This is a genomic window from Sporosarcina siberiensis, assembly GCF_042681925.1.
GTDB classification, from domain to species: Bacteria; Bacillota; Bacilli; order Bacillales_A; family Planococcaceae; genus Sporosarcina; species Sporosarcina siberiensis.
The window spans coordinates 24,636-47,165 of the sequence record NZ_JBHUGI010000006.1; the positions used below are offsets into that span (position 1 = coordinate 24,636).

Sequence of the window (22,530 nt, forward strand, 5' to 3'; positions counted from 1 at the left end):
AGGCAGCTTTGATCTTCCTTCGCTCCGTCCAGGGTCTCAAGGCTCACGCTGATCCTCTCGGAGTCGACGTCTACACTCCAAGCAACGGAGTGTAGTTGTTATAAAGAACGTATTCAAGAATCGGGCCAAAATCGAATGTAGAAAAACTGTTGCTTTGCGTTCCGGCGTACGCTTTCCGGAGGGCGTAGCTTGAGCCGCTTCCTTCGCTGCGCTCCGTCCAGGGTCTCAAGGCGAGTGCAAAGATATGCTCGAAAAGCTAACGCTTTATCTCGCAAAAGCCGTTCTTCGTAACGACTTTCGCTGATCCTCTCGGAGTCGACGCCTGCACTTCAAGCAACGGAGTGTAGTTATTATAAAGCACGTATTCAAGAATCGGGCCAAATAAATGTCTATTGTTATATTTTGTTCTATTGCTTCACTAGTTCGTAAAAGTTTACTTTTACGAACTTTTTTTTGGTGTGCCCTGTATGGGTGAATGCTCGGTGGTGAAAGTCCACAACCCGTGTTGCGGGTTGAAATTCCAAAACCTGATGGTGGTGTAAGAAAGTTAGGTATTCCAACTGTTATCGACCGAATGATTCAACAAGCAATCAATCAAGTTTTACAACCAATCTTTGACCCGATGTTCTCCGATAATAGCTTTGGGTTTCGTCCAAAGCGTAGTGCACATCAAGCAATCATGCGAGCGAAGTCGTACTACGAACAAGGGTACAAATACGTTGTAGATTTAGATATGAAAGCTTATTTTGACACCGTAAATCATGATAAACTTATGTACTACATTGAGAAGAAGGTACAGGATAAACGTATTTTACGTCTGATTCGTCAATATCTCAAGAGTGGTATTCTGATAGATGGTTTAGTTAAAATCCCAGACGAGGGAACACCACAAGGTGGTAATTTATCGCCTTTACTCAGTAATATTTATTTGAATGAGTTTGATAAATTACTCACAGCACGTGGACATAAATTCGTCCGTTACGCTGATGACCTAAATATTTACGTCAAAAGTAGAGGTTCAGGTTATCGAGTAATGGGGAGTTCAATCAACTTCCTTGAAGATGAACTAAAATTAACCGTAAATCGTGAGAAAAGTGCGGTAGGAAGTCCGGTGAAACGAAAGTTTCTAGGGTTCTGTATACTGCCAACTAAAGACGGTGTCAAAATTCGACCACATCAAAAGGCGAAATCTACAGTGAAGCAGAAATTGAAGAAAATCACAAAGCGAAACAGAGGAAGAAGTATTGAAGTCCTTTTCAAGCAAATCAAGCAATTAATGAATGGATGGATGGATAAACTACTATGGCGTTAGTTTAATGAAAAGCTTCATGATGAACTTAAATGGTTGGTTGAAACGGAGAATCAGGCAATATATTTGGAAGCAGTGGAAAAATCCACGCACAAAATGTAGGAATTTGATTCAACTCGGGATTGATAAACATAAAGCTTATGAATGGTCAAATAACCGAAAGGGATATTGGAGAATCTCTTCAAGCTTTATCCTTCATAGGTCTTTAACAGATGAAAAACTGGCACAACTTGGCTATATGGATATAGCGAAGAAGTACCAGTTCGTACACTCAAATCATTGAACCGCCGTATACGGATCCATACGTACGGTGGTGTGAGAGGGTCGAACGAATCAAAACGCTGATTCGTTCACTCTACTCGATTTTAAGGATTTTTAAAAGTAAAGACTGAATCATATAAAGGGATTGGACAAACTTGTTTTCTAATACTCACAAACTCTTGTAAAGTGAGCTTTACAAAACACGATAAGTAAAGTATGCTTTACGTAAAGCGGGCTTTACATGTGAGGGGTGAGATACAGAACATGGAACATCGTATAAAAGAGCTCAGAACATCATTTTGTTTTACACAAGAACAGCTGTCTCAAAAATTGGGTGTTTCAAGACAAACAATAATTTCGCTTGAAAATGGGCGATATAAACCCTCATTGGAACTTGCATATAAAATAGCAAAGTTATTTCAACTTAGTATTGAAGAGGTGTTTATTTTTGAGAAAGGAAGTGAGTAAATATGGAGTTTAATCAATTTTGGGGTATTTTTGGTTTACTGCTTGGAGCTTCAGGAGGGCTTTTCGGGCTTTGGTGGGGGCGTAAGAAGGCAGCGAAAAATAGAGGGCTTGATGAAAGGCATGCGAGCATTACCATTAAATCTTTTGCAAGTGCCTGGAAGATAACTTTAGTTTCAATGTATATTCTATTTGCATTATTAATTTTTGATGTTGAGATGGCTGCTGGCCAGTTATTGGGAATACTCTTGTTAATCCATTTAACTGGATGGGCTGTTTCGGTTTTTTATTTTAACTTCAAATTCTAAATACAAGAATAATAAGCTAAGTAAACAATTTTCAAAATTTGAGTGCTTAAAATATCTTCTGTAAATGACTGAGCAATTAATTAAAAATAAAATTCACATTAGCCATACTCGGGTTCTAGTTCTTGAAGAGGAACTGCATTCTGGAATGGATAAATGAGTTCAATTGTATATTTAAATATAAGGGAGATGTTACGAATGAGTAAAAATGAATGTCCAAAATGTAACAGTACTCAATTTGGAGAAGGCACTGATTTTATGCGAGTTAGACCCTTGGGAAAGAAGATGTCAATGGGTTCTGACAAGATATATACCTTCTGTCTAAGTTGTGGAGAAGTAATTTCAACAAGGATTGAAGATCCTAGCAAATTCAAAAATTAAACTTACACTGTTCAACAAATGGGCGCGTTAACTGAACAACCGCTGCGACTCAATCAGGCCATTTTGTTAAAGAAAAAGAAAAATCATATAAAGAGATATGGTATATAATTGGAATATGACAGGGGTGATAATAATGAATAAGCGAAGAGAAGCTACGCCTAAGTTTTTAGTAGTGATGTCCATTATTTTTGGTTTATTTGTAACTATTCAAGCTTTTCTAGTTATTAGCTCGCCCCATACATTTGTAAGAGTTGTGAACTTAATTACTACGATCTTTGTATCTGGAGTAATAGGAGCCTTTATTAGAGAAATATTTATTTTAAAGAAAAAATAAATATTAATTTATTTCTATAACTATCGAACTACTTTTCAAACAAGGAGGGGTAACATGGCTTATAAGATATTTATGAAAAACAAATTTGATGGTAGTCTAGAAGAAGTTGATGATGAAATATATCACAGTAAAAAAGATGCCGAATATGCTTTAGACGAAGCTGTTAATAATTTTATGACAGGAGCAGAAGTACTTGAACTGGCCGGAGAGAGCTTTGAAGATGCAAATGATTATGAATTTAAGATAAAGAAAATTTGAATTTAGATAAAGTGGAGTTGTAATATATCTTTATAAAATACTTCCGTAGTTAAATGTGGCTATTTTTTTCTACAAATTGGGCGCGATTGTGAAGTATCATACACTTAGTTGATTGAAGTGCAAGCCGTCGACTCCGGGAGGAATAAGCGTGTGCCTTGAGACCCTGGACGGAGCGAAGCGAAGGAAGCGGCTCAAGCCACGCCCTCCGGAAAGCGCACGGCTGGAACGGAAATCAACGTGTGAAGAAATCTCCACTTGGTTGCGATTGTGGAATAATAGATTTGAAGAGGCTTTAACGTATAAATTAACTACCTAAAACTGTTTCTTTTTAACAAAAGTTAATGTTTGGACAAAACAAAGATACCTAATTCATATGCGAATTAGGTATCTTTTTGGTTGTTTAATTGCGTTTTGTACCAGTGAACTGAACGGGTTATGAACTCTAAGTAAGACACCTTTTTATATTGATATACAAGTAGTAAGGGTTATTCGACTTGTCTTGGTGTTGTAAAGCTTCTCATCTTTTCAATGGCAATGAGGAAAGGGGGATTTTTACGTTGGTTTATGAGTTCATATCGAATGACGTGAACATCGCGTTGATGTAAATGCTTTACATAGCTGAGTAAGGCATCACGTTCAATATCCCCGCCTTTATGTCCATCATAAACAGTAATGGTCACAATACCTCCAACTTTCAACAAACCAAGAATACGTTCTACCGCTTTTATAGTGGAATCGGGTTCTGTGATAATCGTTAAGTCTTCGCCATATGGCAAATACCCAAGATTGAACATTGCACCACCAATTTCACCAGTTACATATTCTTGAACGTTTGCGTGACTATCCAAAACCAACGTCACTCTTTCATTTAATGAACTGAGTCTAGTATAAGTAGTGTCCAGAGCCTGTTGTTGAATATCGAATGCGAAGACATGTCCATTCTCTCCCACATGTTCAGCCAGAAATTCCGTATCATTTCCGTTTCCAGCTGTCGCATCGATTACGGTTTCGCCAGGTTCAACAGTTTGAAGTAGCAATTCTTTTGCATAGGGAAGAACACGATGTAGTTTCATAAAACATCGACTTCTTTTTTATAAAACTTTCCTTGCCAACTGCCGCGACGTTCAAGCTCCTTATCAATGCCGTTTAAAACTTCCCATTTCGTCACACTCCACATCGGTCCAATCATCAGTTCAATCGGTCCGTCACCGGTAATGCGGTGGACAATCATTTCAGGAGGTAAAATTTCAAGTTGGTCAACGACTATACTAATGTATTCATCCTTCTCTAGAAATCTGAGCACACCTTTTTCATATTGTTTTACCATAGGAGTCCCTTTTAATAAATGAAGTAAATGGATTTTAATGCCTTGGACATCTAACTTCGCAACTTCACGTGCCGTTTCCATCATCATGTCATAGTCTTCCATAGGTAAACCATTAATAATATGTGTGCAAACTCGAATGCCGTGTTTGCGTAGTTTTTCCACGCCCTCTACATAAGAAGGAAAGTCGTGTGCCCGGTTCACTAAATTTGCCGTTTTCTCGTGAACCGTTTGAAGACCAAGTTCAACCCATAAGTAGGTTCGTTCATTTAACTCAGCTAAATACTCTACAACGTCTTCGGGCAAACAATCGGGACGAGTTGCAATTGAAATACCCATAACACCTTCTTGTGCAAGTGCTGCTTCAAACTTTTCTTTTAATTTTGCAAGAGGGGCGTGTGTATTTGTGTACGCTTGAAAATAGGCCATTGGCTTACCGTCTTTCCACTTCTTATGCATCTTTTCTTTAATTTCGGCAAACTGAACTTCAATAGGATCCACGCGGTCTCCTGCGAAATCACCTGAACCCGCAACGCTGCAAAATGTACAGCCTCCGAATGCGACAGTACCATCACGATTTGGACAATCAAATCCTGCGTCTAATGCTACTTTGAACACTTTAAAACCAAATTCATCTTTCAAATGACGTGACCATGTATGATATCGTTTCCCTTCAGTCGGGAATGGAAATGTTTGTTTGTCCACTTTGAATCACTCCTCTAAATGAGTATTGTATCACGTTTCAAGGAAGTCGTATGATTTGGGTAGTTATCTGGATTTTTTTAGTTGGGAAAAATCGAGTGCAATCATTAATATGAGTTTGGCAGCCGATTCTAGCATTAATATTCGATAAAATAAAATAATTACTTAAGACCTATATTCCGTTTTGTCGGATTTGATTCCAGTTAATCGGACGGTGTATTTATTGTATTTAAAAGGTCGTGTTGAATATTATTTGAATAGTCCGAAGTGTCGGATTATTATTAAATAGATGTTGATAAAACGTGGTAAAATAGGGTTTGCATTATAAATATAAATCTGTTTGAATGAATGAAAGCGCTTTATTAATGTCGAATTGAAATTAACAAACCGGTTTAACTTCTGCAGGAGAGGCTGGTCTTTGTCACAAGCTATATGGCAGGGTTTACTGGTTTTATCTTGAAATGGTACTTAATGTTTATTCTGGGATCTGTTTTCGGCAAAGTAATGGAAGATAGTGGTGCTGCAGACGCGGTTGCCAAATGGGCTGTAGATAAACTCGGTATGAAATATGCTGTACATCGAAAGGGGGTTAAAAAGTCTTACGATTACTTAAAAATAAACAAATCAAAAGGAAAAAGGTGTTACTGGAAAGGTGATTGTTGTTGATGGTGGCACATGTCCAATAAGAAAGAGTAGTAGTAAATGGTATATCTCTTTAATTCCGCTAGTTTTATCAATAGATTAACTTTGGGTTTATTAAAAAGAGGAGGCAATTATTTTGAAAAAATCAGGTGTAATCTTTTTAGTGGGTTTTATGCTATTATTTACATTTTTGGTTGGATGTAGTCCTAAGGTAGAAGAAACAAAGCCTGTAGCTACTAGTGATAAAGAGGATTCTTCAGAAAAGAAGCCCTTTAACATAGGTTTAGCTATTTCAATGTCGGGTGGAACAGCTCTATTTGGTGAAGGAGTAAAAAGAGGTGTGGACCTAGCTGTTAAAGAGTTTAACGATGCTGGCGGCTTTGAAGGACAAAATGCAAATCTAGTCCTATATGATGACGAAGCTAAACCAGAAAAGTCTGTCGAGATTGTTCAGAAATTAATTAATCAAGATAAAATTGTAGCCTTAGTTGGACCAGCTAACTCTGGGAATGCCATGGCTCACATTCAATTTACTCAGGAGGCAAAAATTCCTGAAGTTGTACCAGTAGCTACAGGTACACAAATCACAAAAGAGTATAAAGATGCTGATAAAAACTATATTTTCCGTGTGGCTCCTCTTGATGGGGTTCAAGTGTCCGCTATTTTAAAAGAGCTTATCGATAAACAAGGACTTACGAAACTTGGTGTCATCCATGATACGGAAGGGTACGGGCAAGGTGGAAAAGAAGATATTGTTAAGCAAATGAAGGAAAACTACAATATGGATCCGACTGTTATTTCGGCTTTTGACCCAAAGGAATTGAATTTAGAGCCTTCTATTCGAGCAATGAATAATGCAGGGGTGGAAGCAGTTATCTTCTACGGACTTGCACCACAGTCAGCAAAGTTACTTGAAGCTCGTTTCAATGAAGGGTTGGATTCTCCTATTTACGCGACTTGGGCTACAGGTGACCCTACTGTTTTAAACCTAGTTGGAGATCTTGTGAAAGAGGATTTATTCTTTGTACAGTCATTTACGATTGATCAAAATGAAGTAGCAAAAAAGTTCCATGAAAAAGTAATGGATATGTATGGTGAAGACATATTCCCAATTGCCACGGCACAAGGATATGACAGTGCAAAACTTATCTTAGACGCTATAAAAAGGGTTGGTTTAAGTAGTGAGAAAATTCGTGATCAAATTGAATCCTTCACGGATTTTGAAGGTGTAACAGCAATTAAATCAGTACCTTTCACCAAGGATAACCATGAAGCATTTGGTATTGACGAAGTATTCATTGCAACATATAACGATGATTTACAAATTGTCGCAGCAGAGTAATAGAGTCCTTATATAAAACTTTTAACTGGTGAAAAGGGTAAGTCTATATGGGATTTCCCTTTTCACGAGTGCTTGTTTTTTGTAGCAAAATAACAGAAGGAGGCCTTTGCTATGGAACTAACAGATATATTAAAAGCCCTTATTAATGGGTTAGTATATGGGAGCGTTTATGCGATTATTGCCCAGGGCTACTATATTACTTTTATTACGACAAAAACATTGAACTTTGGTCAAGGTGACTTCGTTATGCTTGGTTCACTTATAGGATTATCCACCTTTATTACAATAACTACTTTAGGTGGAGGTGTTTGGCTTGCCTTTATAGGATCACTACTATTGGTTATAGTCATACTGGGTATTTGTGGATGGGGATTGGAACAAGTCGCGATTCGTCCGTTAAAAAGTTGGCATTCCATTGGTTGGATTTTAAGTACTGTGGCCGTTTCTATGATTGTAAGAAACGTAGCTATGCTTATATGGGGAAGAGATGTTTTAATGGCCCCATCTCCATTTGGACGCGCTATTTTAGATTTGGGTATATTGAAAATCCGCTATCATGATATATTTGTACTAATTAGTGCTGCAGTTATTATGTTACTTTTATATGCCTTTTTAAAGAAATCATTATTTGGAAAGGCGCTTGAAGCGGTTGCCTTTAATAAAGATGCTGCTTCATTAATGGGAATCAATCCTCGATTAATGGCTTCCATTGCTTTTATAATTGCAGGAGTCCTAGCGGGAGTAGGTGGGGTTTTAGTCGGGCCTATGGTACATCCAGGTGCATTTATTGGTCTTTTCCTGGGATTAAAGGCATTTGCGGTTGCAATTATTGGCGGTATCGAGAATCCACGAGGCATTTTTATCGGAGGACTTTTACTAGGTGTATTAGAAAACCTCTTTACTTTAGTTAGTACATCCATGAAAGAAGCTGCTGCGTTCTTTTTAATTCTTGTCGTTTTGGCAGTCTTTCCTCAGGGGTTATTTGGAAAACGAGTAAAGGAGAAATTCTAATATGATAAAAGCAAAATGGTGGATTTATCAAATAGGTATTCCGCTCGCCATCTTATATGCATTTCCCTGGATTTTTAACAATGCTCATACCATTCATGTAGCCCAGACATTTTTAATTACCTACATTGTCATCTTAGGGTTAAATCTACTTGTGGGACTCTCTAATCAGCTTTCCTTGGGGCATGTAGGATTTTATGCGATAGGAGCATATTTTTCTGCAATACTTACCATGACATTAGGATTGAATTTCTTCGTAAGTATTATGATCTCTGGCTTAATAGCTGCTGTGTTTGGAGCGGTTGTAGCTCTTTTGTCCTTAAGAGCGAAAGGTCCTTATCTGGCAATGGTAACAATTGCATTTGGAGAATTGGTTAGTATTATAGCCAACCGCTGGGTAAATGTCACGGGCGGTCCTGCAGGAATCAAAACTTCGGTACCATCCTTATTCGGTCTTGAACTTGGGCCAATTCAATATATGTGGTTTATTGGTCTTTTGGCTATAATATTTACAGCAGGCGCAACGAATATCTTTAGAGGTCGTTTTGGAAGGACCTTTACTGCTTTTGGAAATAGTGAAGTTGCTTCAGAGGTGCTAGGGATTAACGTTCGAAACTGGAAGATATTAGCCTTTTCTGTCTCAGCTTTTTTAGCAGGTGTAGGTGGAGGATTGTTTGCTTTTCAAAATCAGTTTATAAGTAGTACAACTTTTGAATTGAATCTTTCTATTATGTTCCTTATTGCGGTTATTATCGGAGGATCGGGAACAAAGATAGGTCCTATTATAGGTACAGTGGTGATCGTTGGATTACCGCAATTCCTTCATAACTTTGTAGATTATCATTTAATGATCTTTGGTGGAATATTATTAATCGCACTTATTCTTTTACCCGATGGAATCGTGGGTGCGTTCGCCAAACTATCATACTTTAAAAAGTTTTCTAGTGAAAAAGTCAATACGGAATTAGGAATCTTACATGATGATCGGGAAGCCAAAATAGATTTACCTGAAGGGATTAATGGTAAGCTTTTAGAACTTAAAAATATTTCTATGCATTTTGGTGGGTTAAGGGCTATCGACGATGTTGATATTGAGGTTTTAGGTGGAACTGTTCACGGGGTTATTGGTCCAAACGGTTCAGGGAAAAGTACCACAGTAAACGTCCTAAGTGGTGTATATATGCCGACGGGCGGAAATCTTCTTTGGAAAGGGAAGAACATTACAAAATATGCTCCTCATGGTATAGCTCGAGAAGGAATCACCAGAACATTCCAAAACCTACAGTTATTTGAGGACATGAGCGTTTTACAAAACGTCATGGTTGGTTTTCATCGTCACTTCAAAACAGGATTCCTGAAAAACCTAATATATCTAGGTCAAGTATCTAAAGAAGAGCGATACTATGCACAAAAAGCTTATGATCTATTACGAATTGTTGGCTTAGAAGAAAGAGTCCATGAAAAAGCGTCTGATTTGCCATATGGTGAACAGCGATTAGTTGAAATAGCTAGGGGATTAGCTTTGAAACCTGATTTACTTATTCTAGATGAACCAGCAGCAGGGGCTAGTCCAAAAGAAATTGAAAAAATCATGGATGTGATCCAACGTCTGAAAAGTGCAGGATTGTCTATTATTTTGGTTGAACATCATATGGACATAGTTATGAATGTTTGTGATTATATTACAGTATTAGATTTCGGTAAGAAAATATGTGAAGGAACTCCTGAAACTATTCAAAAAAATCCAAGTGTAATCGATGCCTATCTTGGGGGAGAAGAGGTGAATCAGCTTGTTGCAGGTACAAAATCTTTCAGTTAGTTATGGAAAAGCATCCGCTTTAAACAATATGTCAATGGAAGTAAATGAAGGTGAAATTGTTGCTGTTATTGGTCCCAATGGTGCTGGAAAAACTACACTCCTAAAAGCGATTACGGGGCTGATAAAGGTGAAGGGGGGGACTGTCCTATATAAGGATAATGTGATTACAGGTATCCCGGCTCATAATATTTTAGGGCGTGGTATATCTCATGTCCCTCAAGGTCGACAGGTTTTTGGTGATCAGTCGGTAGAGGATAATCTAATTCTAGGTGCGTTTACGATTAAAAAAGAGAAACAAAAAATTCAAGAGCTTATAGAAAGAGAATACGAAAGGTTTCCAAGATTAAAGGAAAGAAGAAAGCAGCAAGCTGGTACATTAAGCGGTGGAGAGCAACAGATGCTTGCTGTTTCCAGGGCACTTATGTCAGATCCTGATTTTGTAATTCTTGATGAGCCATCCATGGGTTTATCACCTATATTTGTAAAACAGATATTTGACACTCTGTTAGAGCTGAAGAAATCGGGCAAGACGGTTATGGTTGTCGAGCAATTAGCCATGGCTGCTTTAGCTATATCTGACCGAGCATACGTTTTACAAGTAGGTGAGGTGAAGTTACATGGACAATCACGAGATTTATTAAGGGATGATGTTCTGATAAAAACGTATTTAGGTTCAACTTCAGCGAACTAACGGATGTGTAAAATACATTGTAATGTATTTCGGTTTTTTGTAATTGTACTCGCATATGCGATCTTAACTTAAGGTACTCTTGATTCACTTCCGCATAATGGATACGTCGTGACGACAATTCAATCAAATTGCGTAGAAACGCATCGTGCTGTTTACTGGGTAGTTGCTGCTACAACCGTTGTGACGCTAACGCTTGGTGTCATTATTACAATCATCTGTTTACATGAGGATTTGGAATTTAACGCTTGAATAGCTACTTGCTAGGGGTTGCTATTATATAGGAGGAGTCAGTCGTCATGGTAAAGGGAAAGGTTCTTTTCATTACTGGTGCAGCTCAGAGCATTGGTTTTGAAATTGCACGTGAGTTTGCGAATGTTGGAGCACTAGTAGCGCTTACAGATATTAATGAAGAAAAAGTTATAGGGGCAGCCTCAACGATTGGAAATGGGGCTATCGGAATTAAGTGTGATGTCACGTTAGAACAAGACTTGCAACTAGCAATTCAAAAAACAATTGAGCAGTTTGGACGAATCGATATATTAATAAATAATGCAGGGATGCAACATATAGATTTACTTGAAGACTACCCCACTGAAAAATTTGAGTTATTAATAAAAGTAATGCTTACAGCGCCATTTATTGCAACGAAGCTCGTACTACCACATATGAGGAAGAACGGATTTGGGCGCATCCTTAATATGGCTTCAATTAATGGCATGATAGGATTTGCAGGTAAAGCTGCCTATAACTCTGCAAAGCATGGCGTCATAGGCTTGACAAAGGTGGCAGCATTGGAAACGGCAACTGATGGAATTACAGTAAATGCAATTTGTCCTGGTTACGTAGATACTTCACTTGTACGTAATCAGTTCCATGATTTGGCGAAAACTAAAAATGTTCCCTTTGAGTCAGTGCTTGAAGAAGTAATTTTCCCATTAGTTCCACAAAAACGTCTCCTTGATGTAAAGGAAGTTGTTGATCTAGCGTTATTTTTGGCAAGCGATGCCGCAAGAGGAATGACTGGGCAGGCGGTAGTACTTGATGGTGGCTATACGGTCCAATAATTGCTCGACATTTTAATAACTTGTTATACCATTTCCTGCGACATCACAATCGTTAGGTCCCTAACAATTACGTGACATTGCAGAACAATATAGAGCTCTCGCCCCTATTATTGAGGGACAAGAGTTTTTTGTTTAGATAAACGGTTTAAATGTGACTTGTAAAACCACGATACAAAAAGTGGTTTCAATGGCAATGCAAACGATAGATGCACTAAATAAGGAATTTGAAGCAGGAAAAATAAGCCTGGTGGAGGGTTTACAACGTATTCTGGAATTTCCCCGAATGAGCCTGACCGAATTGGTAAAAAGTAATGTATAATAAATTGGACGAGATTTGGGATTGGGTTGGGATGGCCAGTTCTTATATTTAAGACTTTAATGAAAGTTCAAACGAGATATTATGGACGGAACTATTTACGCTAACATCCTTTTTATCCGATATGGCTGACGAGTTAAGCAAGCTAATGGTGAAGTTTCAGCTAAAGTAATTCAACTATTTTTAGCACCACTATTAGAAAGGTTTCTAAATTATTAAACTCTTTTATTTGCGTGGCTATTTAGAATTTGAGAAGATGGTGTAGAAAAGGTCTTTATACTCGTTTTGTTGAATGTAAAAACTGTGGAGGAATGGTATGAAGCCTTTAGCTGAACATTTACCAGAATCGGTCCTAACACAAATACTTGAAAATGCATTTCAATGGTTTGTTGTCGTGAATAAAGACTCGGAAATTATTTATATTAATGAAGACTATTGTAAATTTCTAGAGATTAATCGTGAAGAGGCGATTGGTAAACCGGTATACGAGGTCATTGAAAATAGCCGAATGCATGAGGTGATTGCTACAGGTAAAGCGCATATTGCTTCTGCACAATTTATTAAAGGTACATATATGTTGGCGAATAGAGTACCTTTGAAGGTAGACGGTGAAGTAGTCGGTGCATTCGGTAGTGTTATATTTAGGGATCTCAATGATTGGCATAACCTGAGTTCTAATGTCAAAATTCAAATGGAAAAAATTAATTTTGGAAAACCTACCAATGAAGGTTCCCATTACCTTCTCGAAAATATTATTGGATCTTCGAAGGTGATTCGTTCAATAAAAGAAACAATCCAAATGATTGCACCTAGTGATCTTCCAGTGCTTATACAAGGTGAAAGCGGTACGGGTAAAGAGTTGTTTGCCCACAGTATTCATCAGCTATCTGATCGATCTGATAAGCCGTTTATTAAATTGAATTGTGCCGCAATCCCACCCGAGTTATTAGAATCAGAATTATTTGGTCGTGCTGAAACCGAAGGGAGATTCCATTTGGCCGATGGTGGAACTTTGTTTTTGGATGATGTTGGGAATATGCCTTTATCGGTACAAGTAAAATTATTGCGAGTGATGCAAGAGGGGTTAATTGAGTCAATAGGTTCAGTTCAATCAGAAAAAGTGAATGTCCGAGTAATTGCGGCTTCAAATCAACCTTTAAAAAGTTTGATTGAGTCTGGGAAGTTTCGAGAGGACTTATATTATCGAATTCAAGCAATTACATTACAACTTCCACCTTTACGTGAAAGGATGGATGATTTCATTGAAATTACAAACTATTTATTTCATAAATCGCTTATGCGGGCAGGTAAAAGAAATCTTATATTCGCCACGGATACCATGGAATATTTACAAGCATACCATTGGCCTGGAAACGTTCGGGAGTTGCAAAACGTTGTTCAGGCAGCTGTCTATCTAACTAATGGTGAAGTAATTGAGCCCAGTGCCTTGCCACTGCAAATAAAGATGGAACGGACGTTTTACACCATTGGTTCTAGAACGCTTTCGGAATCTTTGGAGGAGGTCGAGCGGAATATTCTCCATGAAACATTACTGCATCATCCGGATAAACGCGATGTGGCTAACATTTTAGGGCTTAGTAGAAGTACATTATATGAGAAGATAAAAAAATATGACTTATAAACTACAGATTGTTTCAAAAGCAAATTAATAGGCTAATCTCACAAATTTATTAGGAGGAAATTACATGAAACCAATTTATTCATCTGCAATAGAAGCAATCGCAGATATTCAAGATGGTGCAACAATTATGGTAGGGGGTTTCGGGCTTGTCGGGATTCCAGAACAATTAATTTTGGCTCTTGTTGAAAAAGGTGTGAAAGACTTAACCGTAATTTCAAATAACTGCGGTGTTGATGAATGGGGACTTGGCCTTTTATTAAAAGATAAACAAATAAAAAAAATGATTGGTTCATATGTGGGGGAAAACAAAGAGTTTGAACGTCAAGTGCTTTCAGGAGAAATTGAGGTTGAACTTACGCCTCAAGGGACACTTGCTGAGAAAATCCGTGCAGGGGGCGCCGGTATTCCAGCATTCTATACGCCGGCTGGTGTTGGTACTACCGTTGCAGAAGGCAAAGAAATTCGTGTCTTTAATGGTAAGGAATACGTTCTTGAAGAAGCGCTTCATGCAGACTTCTCTCTTATTCGTGCAGCAAAAGCGGATAAATTCGGAAATTTAATATACAACAAGACAGCACAGAACTTCAATCCTATGATGGCTGCGGCTGGGAAAGTTACAATTGCTGAAGTAGAAGAAATCGTTGAAACAGGAGATTTGGATCCACAGATGATCCATACACCAAGCATTTATGTTCAAGGACTTTTACAAGCAAAACAAGAAAAACGAATTGAGCGCTTAACAACAAGTTAATTTAAGGGAAAGGGGAAATTTTTAGATGACAAAAGTGAATTATAGAGAAAGAATCGCGAGACGTGCAGAACAGGAAATTGAGGACGGCAATTATGTAAACCTTGGAATTGGAATGCCAACTCTCGTTGCAAACTATATTTCAGACGATAAAACAGTCGTACTGCAATCTGAAAATGGACTTCTTGGGATTGGGCCTTATCCAACAGAAGAAGAGGTAGATCCTGACCTTATCAATGCCGGAAAGGAAACAGTCACGTCTATTCCAGGCTCTGCTTATTTTACGAGTGCTGAATCGTTTGCAATGATTCGTGGTGGACATGTCGATGTAGCAATTCTAGGTGCTATGGAAGTTTCCGAAAAAGGGGATCTTGCGAACTGGATGATTCCTGGAAAGATGATTAAAGGTATGGGAGGCGCGATGGATCTTGTTCATGGTGCTCGAAAAATCATCGTAATTATGGATCACGTAGCAAAAGACGGTTCTGCTAAGATTAAAAAAGAATGTTCGCTTCCTCTAACAGGAAAAAATGTTGTGCACAAAATTATTACAGAACGTGCGCTCATTGAAGTTACACCTGAAGGACTAGAGTTAAAAGAAGTCTTTGAAGGATTTACGATACAGGAAGTCATTGACTCTACAGAAGCACATTTGATTGTGGAAAATGTTATTGAAGGTGTCAAGTAATAGTTGTTAAAATAGTGTATTTCGGGTAGACTGTAAAAAATAGCTTCGGCATTGAAAAGAATTAGTAATCTTAAATTTCACTTGTAGAGAGCCGACGGATGGTGAAAGTCGGTAGTGTAATTCGATGAACTCGTCTTAGAGCCTGTACGGATGAACTAACTAGTAATCTGTACCGTTTTCCGCGTTAAGGAGTCAAGTTGGGCAGGTTACTGTCAATTTGGGTGGTACCGCGGGAAATTTAGACATTCTCGTCCCTTATTTATTAGGGGACGGGATTTTTTTGATTCTGAAGTGAAGCTTTTTACGATTAGATGTTTTTTTCATACATAGAGGAGGAATAGCAATGAGTTACAATCATTTAGTAATCGAAAAAAAATGGAGAGAGTTTTGGAAAGAAAACAAAACGTTTAAGACAGTGAACGATCCATCAAAACCAGCATTTTATGCACTTGATATGTTTCCATACCCTTCAGGAGCTGGATTGCATGTTGGACATCCACTTGGATATATCGGAACAGATATTTTAAGTTCATTTAAACGTAAACAGGGATATAACGTCCTACACCCAATGGGATGGGACGCATTTGGTTTACCTGCAGAGCAGTATGCAATTGATACTGGAAATGATCCAGCAGAATTCACGGCTAAAAACATTGCAACATTCAAACGTCAAATGAATGATCTTGGATTTTCGTATGACTGGGATCGTGAAATCAATACAACCGACCCTTCGTATTATAAATGGACTCAATGGATTTTCATTCAATTGTTTAATAAAGGCTTGGCTTATGTCGATGAAATGCCGGTTAACTGGTGCCCAGCACTTGGAACAGTATTAGCGAATGAAGAAGTAATCGATGGTATGTCAGAGCGTGGTGGACACCCTGTAGAACGCCGTCTAATGCGCCAGTGGGTTCTTCGTATTACGAATTATGCTGATCGTTTACTGGAAGATTTAGATGACCTCGATTGGCCTGAAAGTTTGAAAGATATGCAACGAAACTGGATAGGGCGTTCAGAAGGTGCTCAGCTTAAATTTGATGTAGCTGGTTCTGATTTATCATTTGAAGGGTTTACGACACGTCCGGATACGATTTTCGGAGCTACATATGCAGTACTTGCGCCTGAGCATAAATTGGTTGAAAAGATTACGACGAGCGAACAAAAAGACGCGGTAGAAAAATACCGTACAGAAATAAATTCGAAGAGTGATCTCGAGCGAACAGATCTTGCGAAAGAGAAAACAGGCGTATTTACGGGAGCTTATGCAATAAATCCTGCAAGTGGCGATAAAATGCCGATTTGGATAGCCGATTATGTACTTGCTACATATGGTACTGGAGCAATCATGGCGGTACCGGCTCATGACGAGCGGGACTATGAATTCGCTAAGGAATTTGATTTGCCAATTATCGAAGTTGTTTCGGGTGGGGACATTACGAAAGAAGCATATGTAGGTGACGGAAAGCATGTGAACTCTGGTTTCTTGGACGGTCTTGATAAAAACGAAGCGATCGAGAAATCAATTGCATGGTTTGTGGAAAACGGTAAAGGTGAAAAGAAAATCACGTTCAGACTTCGTGATTGGCTGTTTTCGAGACAACGCTATTGGGGAGAGCCGATTCCTATTATCCACTGGGAAGATGGCACGATGACAACTGTCGATGAAGCGGACTTACCACTGGAATTGCCGATTACAGATAATATCAAACCAAGCGGAACGGGTGAATCCCCACTTGCGAATATTACTGAATGGGTAAACGTAACAGATCCTAAAACAGGAATGAAAGGTCGTCGTGAAACGAACACGATGCCGCAATGGGCTGGAAGTTGCTGGTATTATTTGCGTTACATTGATCCGGATAATGAAGACATGATTATTGATCCAGAACTAGCAAAACGCTGGTTGCCGGTAGATATTTATGTTGGTGGTGCAGAACATGCGGTACTTCATTTACTATACGCAAGATTTTGGCATAAAGTTTTATATGACATCGGAGTTGTCCATACGAAAGAACCGTTCCAAAAGTTGTTTAACCAAGGAATGATTTTAGGAGAAGGCAATGTGAAGATGTCGAAGTCGTTAGGTAATGTTATTAATCCTGATGATATTGTTCATTCACATGGTGCAGATACTTTGCGTATTTATGAAATGTTCATGGGTCCTTTAGATGCTTCTAAAGCTTGGTCAACAAACGGTCTTGACGGCGCACGTAGGTTCCTAGACCGTGCATGGCGTTTGTTTGTGAACGAAGAAGACGGAACGTTGAGTTCGAAAGTGAGCGGAGAACCTGGTGGAGCAATGGAAAAGGTGTATCACCAAACCGTGAAAAAAGTGACTGAAGACTTTGAAGCAATGCGCAACAATACAGCGATTTCTCAGCTGATGGTGTTTATCAACGAAGGGTATAAAGTCGATTCGATTCCAAAAGAATATGTCGAAGGATTTGTCAAAATGATTTCGCCAATTACACCACACTTTGCAGAAGAACTGTGGGAGTTGCTTGGTCATAACGATACAATTACGTATGAAGAATGGCCAACTTACGATGAGACAAAACTTGTTGATGACACAGTTGAAATTGCTGTTCAAATAAACGGTAAAGTTCGTACGAAGATTGTTGTGGCTAAAGATGCTACAAAAGAAGAGCTTGAAAAAACAGCAATCGAAGACGAGAAAGTAAAAGAGTTTCTTGAAGGTAAAGAAATTAAAAAAGTCATCGGAATACCGGGAAGACTTGTAAATATTGTAGCAATTGGATAACAAAAATAATCCATGGAAGAGGTTGAAAAACCTTTCCGTGGATTTTTTTGGTTTGTTGGTTTAACAATTTAAAACGTTGGAGAATAAATACTCTATTCAATTGATTTCACAACCTTCGGAAAAGTGAAACCTTTCACCCCATGTCGACGTATCAATAATAGAGCTATACCAATGAGACAATCGGATGACTTTATGAAATAGAACAATGGGAGGAGGAATTGTTTCGTGAGACTTACTATCGTTTTTTTAATAGTTGTGATTGTAGCATTTCTAATTGCATTAAATGTAGACAATGACTTGCTTCTTGCTGTACTTATTGGTGTGTTAGTACTGGTAGCAAGTCTTACTTATAAATATGTTAAGGAACGAGATTGAACTTTTACAAAACGGGACAGTTGTTTAATAAAAAACATGCTGTTAAAGGGATGCTTTTGGTGCATTACATATGTCGAATTTAGGAGGTCACACTCTTGCAAAGTAAACGTAGTTTAGGAATGCTTTCATTTATCAGTCTGATTGTAGGACTTGTTTTTCTTTCTGTTTTTATTTTTACAGGTAATTTTTTCATTACAATGACACTCGGATATATCCTTCTAACACTCTCATTCGTTTTATCCTTGTTCAGCAGAAAAGATAAATTCGGAAGAGTATCACTTTACGCTTTCCCAATAATTGCATCCATTTATTTAATTTTCTTCCTAGTCATGTATTTATTTTGGAATATCCCCTAATATAATGACGCAAATGGGTGCGATAACATTATACGTGTTGTATTTCAATCAGATAATTAGGGGAAAGGATGCAACGATATGATGAGTTTCGGAGTTAGGCTCCTTATGGCTTTTGTACTTATGGGTACTTTATTTACTGTTATAACTTTATTTATTGAACCGATAATACTACGTTGGTTTTTAATTGGTCTTAGTATAGTGCTCGTTTTGACGTTTTCTAATTCCTCGATTTTCACAAAGAGAAATCGGTAAATGGTTCCTCAAATAGATCACCATACCCGAAACGGACGTCGATTGTAGCCTGAATTTTTTACCGTTAACAAGTGCCAGTTTTTCGGAGAAGGGCGTGTCTTTATGAAAATAATCGTCTTAATTGGTTCAGGTGGATCGGGTAAATCAACATTGGCTAGACAATTAAGCGACAAGCTTAAATTAAATGTATATCACTTAGATCCACTATTTTGGAAGCCGAATTGGGTAAGTGTTCCAAGGAATGAACAAAGGGAAGTACAAAAAGAATTAGTGGAAAAAGAAGAATGGATTATTGATGGGAATTATGGTGCAACGATAGATATAAGGCTTGAATCAGCAGATACGATAATTTTTCTTGACGTCCATAGAACAATTTGTGTGTATCGTGCTTTTATGAGATTGGTGCAGTCCAGAAACAAAATTAGACCAGATATGGGGGAAGGTTGTAAGGAGAGGCTTGACTTTGGTTTTCTAAAATGGATATGGAATTATCGGAAGACAAAAAGACCAGGAATCTTGAAGAAGCTGGAGCAGTTATCTATCAATCTCAGTTAAAAGAGTACCTCCACTTCAATCACTCTTTGATAAGTGGACGGGTGAATTTTAACTTGCGAAGCAACATCTTTTGTTGCTTCTTTTTCTTTTATTTGAAGTACCTGTGTCACAAACTATCACGATTGTTTGTGACATAGGTACCTTTTATTTTGTAGCAGACAGATTTCTTGTTTGTTACATAGACACTTTTCAATGAAAAATGTCCGCTTCTTTTGATTTTTTTTAGTAGTTGATCAGTACGTTTGTTTATACGTTCTTTTAGTAATGCTCCGAACGTGATGAAAATAATTGCACAAAACGCGAGAAATGAAAGATCTTTAGCTACGCGCTCCCAAACGATTCCTCCAGTTGCTTCACGCATTAAATCAATTGCATACGTGAATGGTAAGAATGGATTGATAGCTCCAAAAAAGTCGGGGAGTAGCATAACCGGATACGTTCCACCAGAACCCGCGATTTGCAAGACAAGCATGACAATCGCCATCGCTTTTCCAACATCTCCAAAGACAGAAACGAGCGTGTACACAATGGACATAAACACAACGCTAATGAACAACCCAAAAATGATGAAGTGAAAAGGTTCTCGTATATGAATGTCGAGTAACAGTAGATCGCCACCTACAACGATAAGTGTTTGTAAGAGGCCGATGAAGCCGAATGTTAACAACCTACCGAAATAGACCTGCCGATCTGTATATTCATTCGCATGCAAATCGGTCGCGAGTAATGAAATGAGTAAAAGACAGCCGACCCATATAGAAAGTACAGTATAAAAAGGGGTCATACCTGTCCCGTAATTATCAATGGGGAATAAGCGGTTTTCCTTTAATTGAATCGGTTCTTCAAAGAAGCTTTTTTCGGCATTTGGATCATTTAACAATAACTGAATGATTTCATTAATATCAGTTTCTCCCTGTATCTTTCGAATATTTTCTGCTAATTGACTCACTTTTTCAAATATATAAGGATACTCTACAATCGCTTTTTGAATTGTTGCTTTCGCTTCTGTTAAATCCCGGTTGGAGTTGCCAAGAATATTTTGCACTTTTGGTAATGTAGATTGAATTTCTACCAGTAGTATTTTGGCTTGTCCAATTGTTCCTTTAGCATTCGTGATTCCTGTCTTGACGGTTGGTTCAATTGTATTGACATACTCCTTCATAAATCGATCTATTTCAATGGATGTATTGGCAGCGATATTTTGTAGATCGTTAATCGCTTGATTTAGTTCGTCTGTTTTTTTTTTAACGACATCGTTTACTGTGCGTGCATTAGTTTGTGCTTCTTGTAATAGATTCTTCAAATTATTTGTTCGAGTGATTGCGCTGTCCAGTTTATCATCTAAGCTAAGAACAGGTAGTGAAGGTGGTGATTCAATTGAACTTCCTGGTTCTTCCCCCGCGTCATTTGATGAATTTTCACTAGTTATGGGTTGATGTTGCACTAATTCTTGTAATTGAATAAGGTCTGTCTTGATGCCGTCTACCTTTTCAATACTTTCGGTCATTCGACCATCAAGTACTTTTTTTGCATTGTCAAGTTCTGTGTAATCTAACTTAATGCCTTGTAATTGTGTCAAAAAGTTATTTGCTTCCTTTGAAATTTCACTGACTTTTTTTAAGTCAGCTTTGATTTTTGGAGAAAGTTCGTCTAGTTTTTCTTCGGCAGTTGTTAGATAACCAATAGTGGTATGAATTTGGCCAAGTCCGTCTTCTGTAATTTTTTTTACTTCGGGTAATTTCCCTTCAGCTTGCTTAACGACTGCTTGAGCATCTGTCACCTCGTTCAATCCACGATTCAATAAATTGGAAATTTCGGGTAAATTTTTTTCCGCATCAAATATGTAATTCTCGAATTTTTTAATATCAGGTAAGTTTGTTTCTAACTCAAGACCAAGTGTATTCAGTAAATCAAAAATGACACCATTTACAGTGGAAATGAATTGGCTACTCACTTTCTCGACAATGACCGTTGCCCCTTTTTCAGTAATTTTCGGTGCAATGGAGTTTATTTTTTCGTTCACGTAGTATTCAATTTCAGCTTTTTCAGGTTTGCCAGACACAACAGAAGCAAGTTTTTCCGACAAATTAACGGGAAGTACCATGACGGCAAAATAATCACCATACTCAACACCTTCCATTGCTTCTTTTCGAGACACAAAATGCCATTCCATCGTTGGGTTATCCTTCAATGTCGAGACGATTTGTGCACCCGTATCAATTTTTTTATCTTGCACATTGACTGCTTTATCCTCGTTTACAACAGCAACGGGTAATTTATCGGTCCTACCATAAGGATCTGATGAAGCGTAAATGTTGAGCCATGCATACAAAGAAGGTAAGAAAATCAAGCCGCCAATTAAGATAGCAGCAACCCAGTTTGTTGAAATATTACGTAAATCTCGTTTGAAAATAGTGAAAATGTTATGCATTTTTATCCTCCTTGCTCTGGAATGCTAATCTCCATACCTTTTATCTGACATTGTAAAAAAAGCTCTTCAAATGAAATAAAGTTATACTATTTAACATACCCCAAAAACTTTTTTTTGAACGGATAGTTTTGCGTACTTCCAATTCAATCGCTCTTTGATAAACGGAAGGATGAATTTTAACTTGCGAAGCAACAGCTTTTATTGCTTTTTTTCCATCGTATAGTTGGCGAAGTCGATTGGAGGCCAGGAGAATATGTTTACGCGGATGAGGACGGGGTTATTGTTTCTAAATTACCTTTATTAACGGATTTTTTCATAGGAGTGAGTGTGGAAAAAATTAATAATAACAGATAATAATCTTAAACTTTTTCGGGCTATGAATGGTTTTTATTCTTTGTTAGTAGAACGCGACCGTCTGTAACGGAAATCAATATGTTACTTCAATACTATATAAAAAAGACTGTCCAGAAAGTCATGTTCACTGACTTTCTGGACAGT

Annotated in this window: 23 protein-coding genes, 1 pseudogene and 1 other annotated feature; of the genes and pseudogenes, 21 read left to right on the forward strand and 3 right to left on the reverse strand. The window is 38.0% G+C overall.

What is annotated here, in order from left to right; all coding sequences use genetic code 11:
- Window positions 1-475 precede the first annotated feature (475 nt).
- The 7 genes from ltrA (at window position 476) to ACFSFY_RS03130 (ending at window position 3,313) form a co-directional block, all read left to right on the forward strand.
- Entirely contained in the window at window positions 476-1,312 is an 837-nt protein-coding gene (ltrA, locus tag ACFSFY_RS03100) for a group II intron reverse transcriptase/maturase (RefSeq protein WP_381535706.1), read from the forward strand.
- A gap of 19 nt (window positions 1,313-1,331) precedes the next feature.
- The gene (locus tag ACFSFY_RS03105) at window positions 1,332-1,592 is read left to right on the forward strand and encodes a maturase (protein WP_381536038.1); all 261 of its coding nucleotides are present in this window, start codon (window positions 1,332-1,334) and stop codon (window positions 1,590-1,592) included.
- 242 nt (window positions 1,593-1,834) lie between these two features.
- Window positions 1,835-2,038, forward strand: a complete 204-nt coding sequence (locus ACFSFY_RS03110; RefSeq protein ID WP_381535707.1) for a helix-turn-helix transcriptional regulator — start codon at window positions 1,835-1,837, stop codon at window positions 2,036-2,038.
- Between the two features lie 2 nt (window positions 2,039-2,040).
- Entirely contained in the window at window positions 2,041-2,343 is a 303-nt protein-coding gene (locus ACFSFY_RS03115) for a hypothetical protein (RefSeq protein ID WP_381535708.1), read from the forward strand.
- A gap of 195 nt (window positions 2,344-2,538) precedes the next feature.
- Entirely contained in the window at window positions 2,539-2,721 is a 183-nt protein-coding gene (locus ACFSFY_RS03120; protein ID WP_381535709.1) for a hypothetical protein, read from the forward strand.
- 133 nt (window positions 2,722-2,854) lie between these two features.
- Window positions 2,855-3,055 (forward strand): hypothetical protein, encoded by a 201-nt coding sequence (locus ACFSFY_RS03125; RefSeq protein ID WP_381535710.1) that lies wholly within the window; start codon window positions 2,855-2,857, stop codon window positions 3,053-3,055.
- A 54-nt stretch (window positions 3,056-3,109) separates the two neighbouring features.
- A complete protein-coding gene (locus ACFSFY_RS03130; RefSeq protein WP_381535711.1) occupies window positions 3,110-3,313 on the forward strand; it encodes a hypothetical protein in 204 nt (67 codons plus the stop codon).
- Between the two features lie 485 nt (window positions 3,314-3,798).
- Here ACFSFY_RS03130 and mnmM read toward each other — a convergent pair whose 3' ends face one another.
- Both mnmM and mnmL read right to left on the reverse strand, forming a co-directional pair.
- On the reverse strand, window positions 3,799-4,386 hold the full coding sequence (gene mnmM, locus ACFSFY_RS03135) for a tRNA 5-(aminomethyl)-2-thiouridylate-methyltransferase MnmM (RefSeq protein WP_381535712.1): 588 nt from the start codon (window positions 4,384-4,386) through the stop codon (window positions 3,799-3,801).
- The gene (gene mnmL / locus ACFSFY_RS03140) at window positions 4,383-5,342 is read right to left on the reverse strand and encodes a tRNA modification radical SAM protein MnmL/YtqA (RefSeq protein ID WP_381535713.1); all 960 of its coding nucleotides are present in this window, start codon (window positions 5,340-5,342) and stop codon (window positions 4,383-4,385) included. The genes mnmM and mnmL overlap by 4 nt, the downstream gene beginning before the upstream one ends.
- 414 nt (window positions 5,343-5,756) lie before the next feature.
- Here mnmL and ACFSFY_RS03145 point away from each other — a divergent pair.
- The 14 genes and pseudogenes from ACFSFY_RS03145 to ACFSFY_RS03210 all read left to right on the forward strand — a co-directional run.
- Window positions 5,757-5,915: pseudogene (locus tag ACFSFY_RS03145) on the forward strand (GntT/GntP/DsdX family permease); the annotation flags it as partial.
- Between the two features lie 202 nt (window positions 5,916-6,117).
- A complete protein-coding gene (locus ACFSFY_RS03150; protein ID WP_381535714.1) occupies window positions 6,118-7,323 on the forward strand; it encodes an ABC transporter substrate-binding protein in 1,206 nt (401 codons plus the stop codon).
- A gap of 111 nt (window positions 7,324-7,434) precedes the next feature.
- Window positions 7,435-8,334, forward strand: a complete 900-nt coding sequence (locus ACFSFY_RS03155) for a branched-chain amino acid ABC transporter permease (protein ID WP_381535715.1) — start codon at window positions 7,435-7,437, stop codon at window positions 8,332-8,334.
- A gap of 1 nt (window position 8,335) precedes the next feature.
- Window positions 8,336-10,150: a branched-chain amino acid ABC transporter ATP-binding protein/permease gene (locus tag ACFSFY_RS03160; protein WP_381535716.1), complete on the forward strand. Its 1,815-nt coding sequence runs from the start codon at window positions 8,336-8,338 to the stop codon at window positions 10,148-10,150.
- Entirely contained in the window at window positions 10,122-10,841 is a 720-nt protein-coding gene (locus ACFSFY_RS03165; RefSeq protein WP_465270267.1) for an ABC transporter ATP-binding protein, read from the forward strand. Before ACFSFY_RS03160 ends, ACFSFY_RS03165 begins: the two co-directional genes overlap by 29 nt.
- Window positions 10,842-10,949: 108 nt before the next feature.
- A complete protein-coding gene (locus tag ACFSFY_RS03170) occupies window positions 10,950-11,090 on the forward strand; it encodes a hypothetical protein (protein WP_381535717.1) in 141 nt (46 codons plus the stop codon).
- A 47-nt stretch (window positions 11,091-11,137) separates the two neighbouring features.
- On the forward strand, window positions 11,138-11,905 hold the full coding sequence (locus ACFSFY_RS03175; RefSeq protein WP_381535718.1) for a 3-hydroxybutyrate dehydrogenase: 768 nt from the start codon (window positions 11,138-11,140) through the stop codon (window positions 11,903-11,905).
- 632 nt (window positions 11,906-12,537) lie between these two features.
- Window positions 12,538-13,863: a sigma-54 interaction domain-containing protein gene (locus tag ACFSFY_RS03180; protein ID WP_381535719.1), complete on the forward strand. Its 1,326-nt coding sequence runs from the start codon at window positions 12,538-12,540 to the stop codon at window positions 13,861-13,863.
- Between the two features lie 64 nt (window positions 13,864-13,927).
- Entirely contained in the window at window positions 13,928-14,614 is a 687-nt protein-coding gene (locus ACFSFY_RS03185) for a CoA transferase subunit A (RefSeq protein ID WP_381535720.1), read from the forward strand.
- Window positions 14,615-14,639: 25 nt separating this feature from the next.
- Window positions 14,640-15,299 (forward strand): 3-oxoacid CoA-transferase subunit B, encoded by a 660-nt coding sequence (locus ACFSFY_RS03190; protein WP_381535721.1) that lies wholly within the window; start codon window positions 14,640-14,642, stop codon window positions 15,297-15,299.
- Window positions 15,300-15,341: 42 nt separating this feature from the next.
- Window positions 15,342-15,558, forward strand: a binding site (T-box leader).
- An 84-nt stretch (window positions 15,559-15,642) separates the two neighbouring features.
- Window positions 15,643-18,063 carry a leucine--tRNA ligase gene (gene leuS / locus ACFSFY_RS03195; RefSeq protein ID WP_381535722.1) on the forward strand — a complete coding sequence of 807 codons (2,421 nt, stop codon included), beginning with the start codon at window positions 15,643-15,645 and terminating at the stop codon, window positions 18,061-18,063.
- Between the two features lie 225 nt (window positions 18,064-18,288).
- A complete protein-coding gene (locus ACFSFY_RS03200; protein WP_381535723.1) occupies window positions 18,289-18,438 on the forward strand; it encodes a hypothetical protein in 150 nt (49 codons plus the stop codon).
- Between the two features lie 95 nt (window positions 18,439-18,533).
- Entirely contained in the window at window positions 18,534-18,794 is a 261-nt protein-coding gene (locus ACFSFY_RS03205) for a hypothetical protein (protein ID WP_381535724.1), read from the forward strand.
- A gap of 354 nt (window positions 18,795-19,148) precedes the next feature.
- Window positions 19,149-19,601 (forward strand): DNA topology modulation protein, encoded by a 453-nt coding sequence (locus ACFSFY_RS03210; RefSeq protein ID WP_381535725.1) that lies wholly within the window; start codon window positions 19,149-19,151, stop codon window positions 19,599-19,601.
- Window positions 19,602-19,707: 106 nt separating this feature from the next.
- Here the strand turns inward: ACFSFY_RS03210 and ACFSFY_RS03215 are convergent, their stop codons facing one another.
- Entirely contained in the window at window positions 19,708-22,032 is a 2,325-nt protein-coding gene (locus tag ACFSFY_RS03215; protein WP_381535726.1) for a YhgE/Pip family protein, read from the reverse strand.
- Between the last annotated feature and the right edge of the window lie 498 nt (window positions 22,033-22,530).

What these genes read in the sequence shown, in the direction of transcription:
- ltrA (WP_381535706.1), top strand. Translation starts at nt 476, where the DNA reads ATGCTCGGTGGTGAAAGTCCACAACCCGTGTTGCGGGTTGAAATTCCA.
- ACFSFY_RS03105 (WP_381536038.1), top strand. Translation starts at nt 1,332, where the DNA reads ATGAACTTAAATGGTTGGTTGAAACGGAGAATCAGGCAATATATTTGG.
- ACFSFY_RS03110 (WP_381535707.1), top strand. Translation starts at nt 1,835, where the DNA reads ATGGAACATCGTATAAAAGAGCTCAGAACATCATTTTGTTTTACACAA.
- ACFSFY_RS03115 (WP_381535708.1), top strand. Translation starts at nt 2,041, where the DNA reads ATGGAGTTTAATCAATTTTGGGGTATTTTTGGTTTACTGCTTGGAGCT.
- ACFSFY_RS03120 (WP_381535709.1), top strand. Translation starts at nt 2,539, where the DNA reads ATGAGTAAAAATGAATGTCCAAAATGTAACAGTACTCAATTTGGAGAA.
- ACFSFY_RS03125 (WP_381535710.1), top strand. Translation starts at nt 2,855, where the DNA reads ATGAATAAGCGAAGAGAAGCTACGCCTAAGTTTTTAGTAGTGATGTCC.
- ACFSFY_RS03130 (WP_381535711.1), top strand. Translation starts at nt 3,110, where the DNA reads ATGGCTTATAAGATATTTATGAAAAACAAATTTGATGGTAGTCTAGAA.
- mnmM (WP_381535712.1), bottom strand. Translation starts at nt 4,386, where the DNA reads ATGAAACTACATCGTGTTCTTCCCTATGCAAAAGAATTGCTACTTCAA.
- ACFSFY_RS03155 (WP_381535715.1), top strand. Translation starts at nt 7,435, where the DNA reads ATGGAACTAACAGATATATTAAAAGCCCTTATTAATGGGTTAGTATAT.
- ACFSFY_RS03160 (WP_381535716.1), top strand. Translation starts at nt 8,336, where the DNA reads ATGATAAAAGCAAAATGGTGGATTTATCAAATAGGTATTCCGCTCGCC.
- ACFSFY_RS03175 (WP_381535718.1), top strand. Translation starts at nt 11,138, where the DNA reads ATGGTAAAGGGAAAGGTTCTTTTCATTACTGGTGCAGCTCAGAGCATT.
- ACFSFY_RS03180 (WP_381535719.1), top strand. Translation starts at nt 12,538, where the DNA reads ATGAAGCCTTTAGCTGAACATTTACCAGAATCGGTCCTAACACAAATA.
- ACFSFY_RS03185 (WP_381535720.1), top strand. Translation starts at nt 13,928, where the DNA reads ATGAAACCAATTTATTCATCTGCAATAGAAGCAATCGCAGATATTCAA.
- ACFSFY_RS03190 (WP_381535721.1), top strand. Translation starts at nt 14,640, where the DNA reads ATGACAAAAGTGAATTATAGAGAAAGAATCGCGAGACGTGCAGAACAG.
- leuS (WP_381535722.1), top strand. Translation starts at nt 15,643, where the DNA reads ATGAGTTACAATCATTTAGTAATCGAAAAAAAATGGAGAGAGTTTTGG.
- ACFSFY_RS03210 (WP_381535725.1), top strand. Translation starts at nt 19,149, where the DNA reads ATGAAAATAATCGTCTTAATTGGTTCAGGTGGATCGGGTAAATCAACA.
- ACFSFY_RS03215 (WP_381535726.1), bottom strand. Translation starts at nt 22,032, where the DNA reads ATGCATAACATTTTCACTATTTTCAAACGAGATTTACGTAATATTTCA.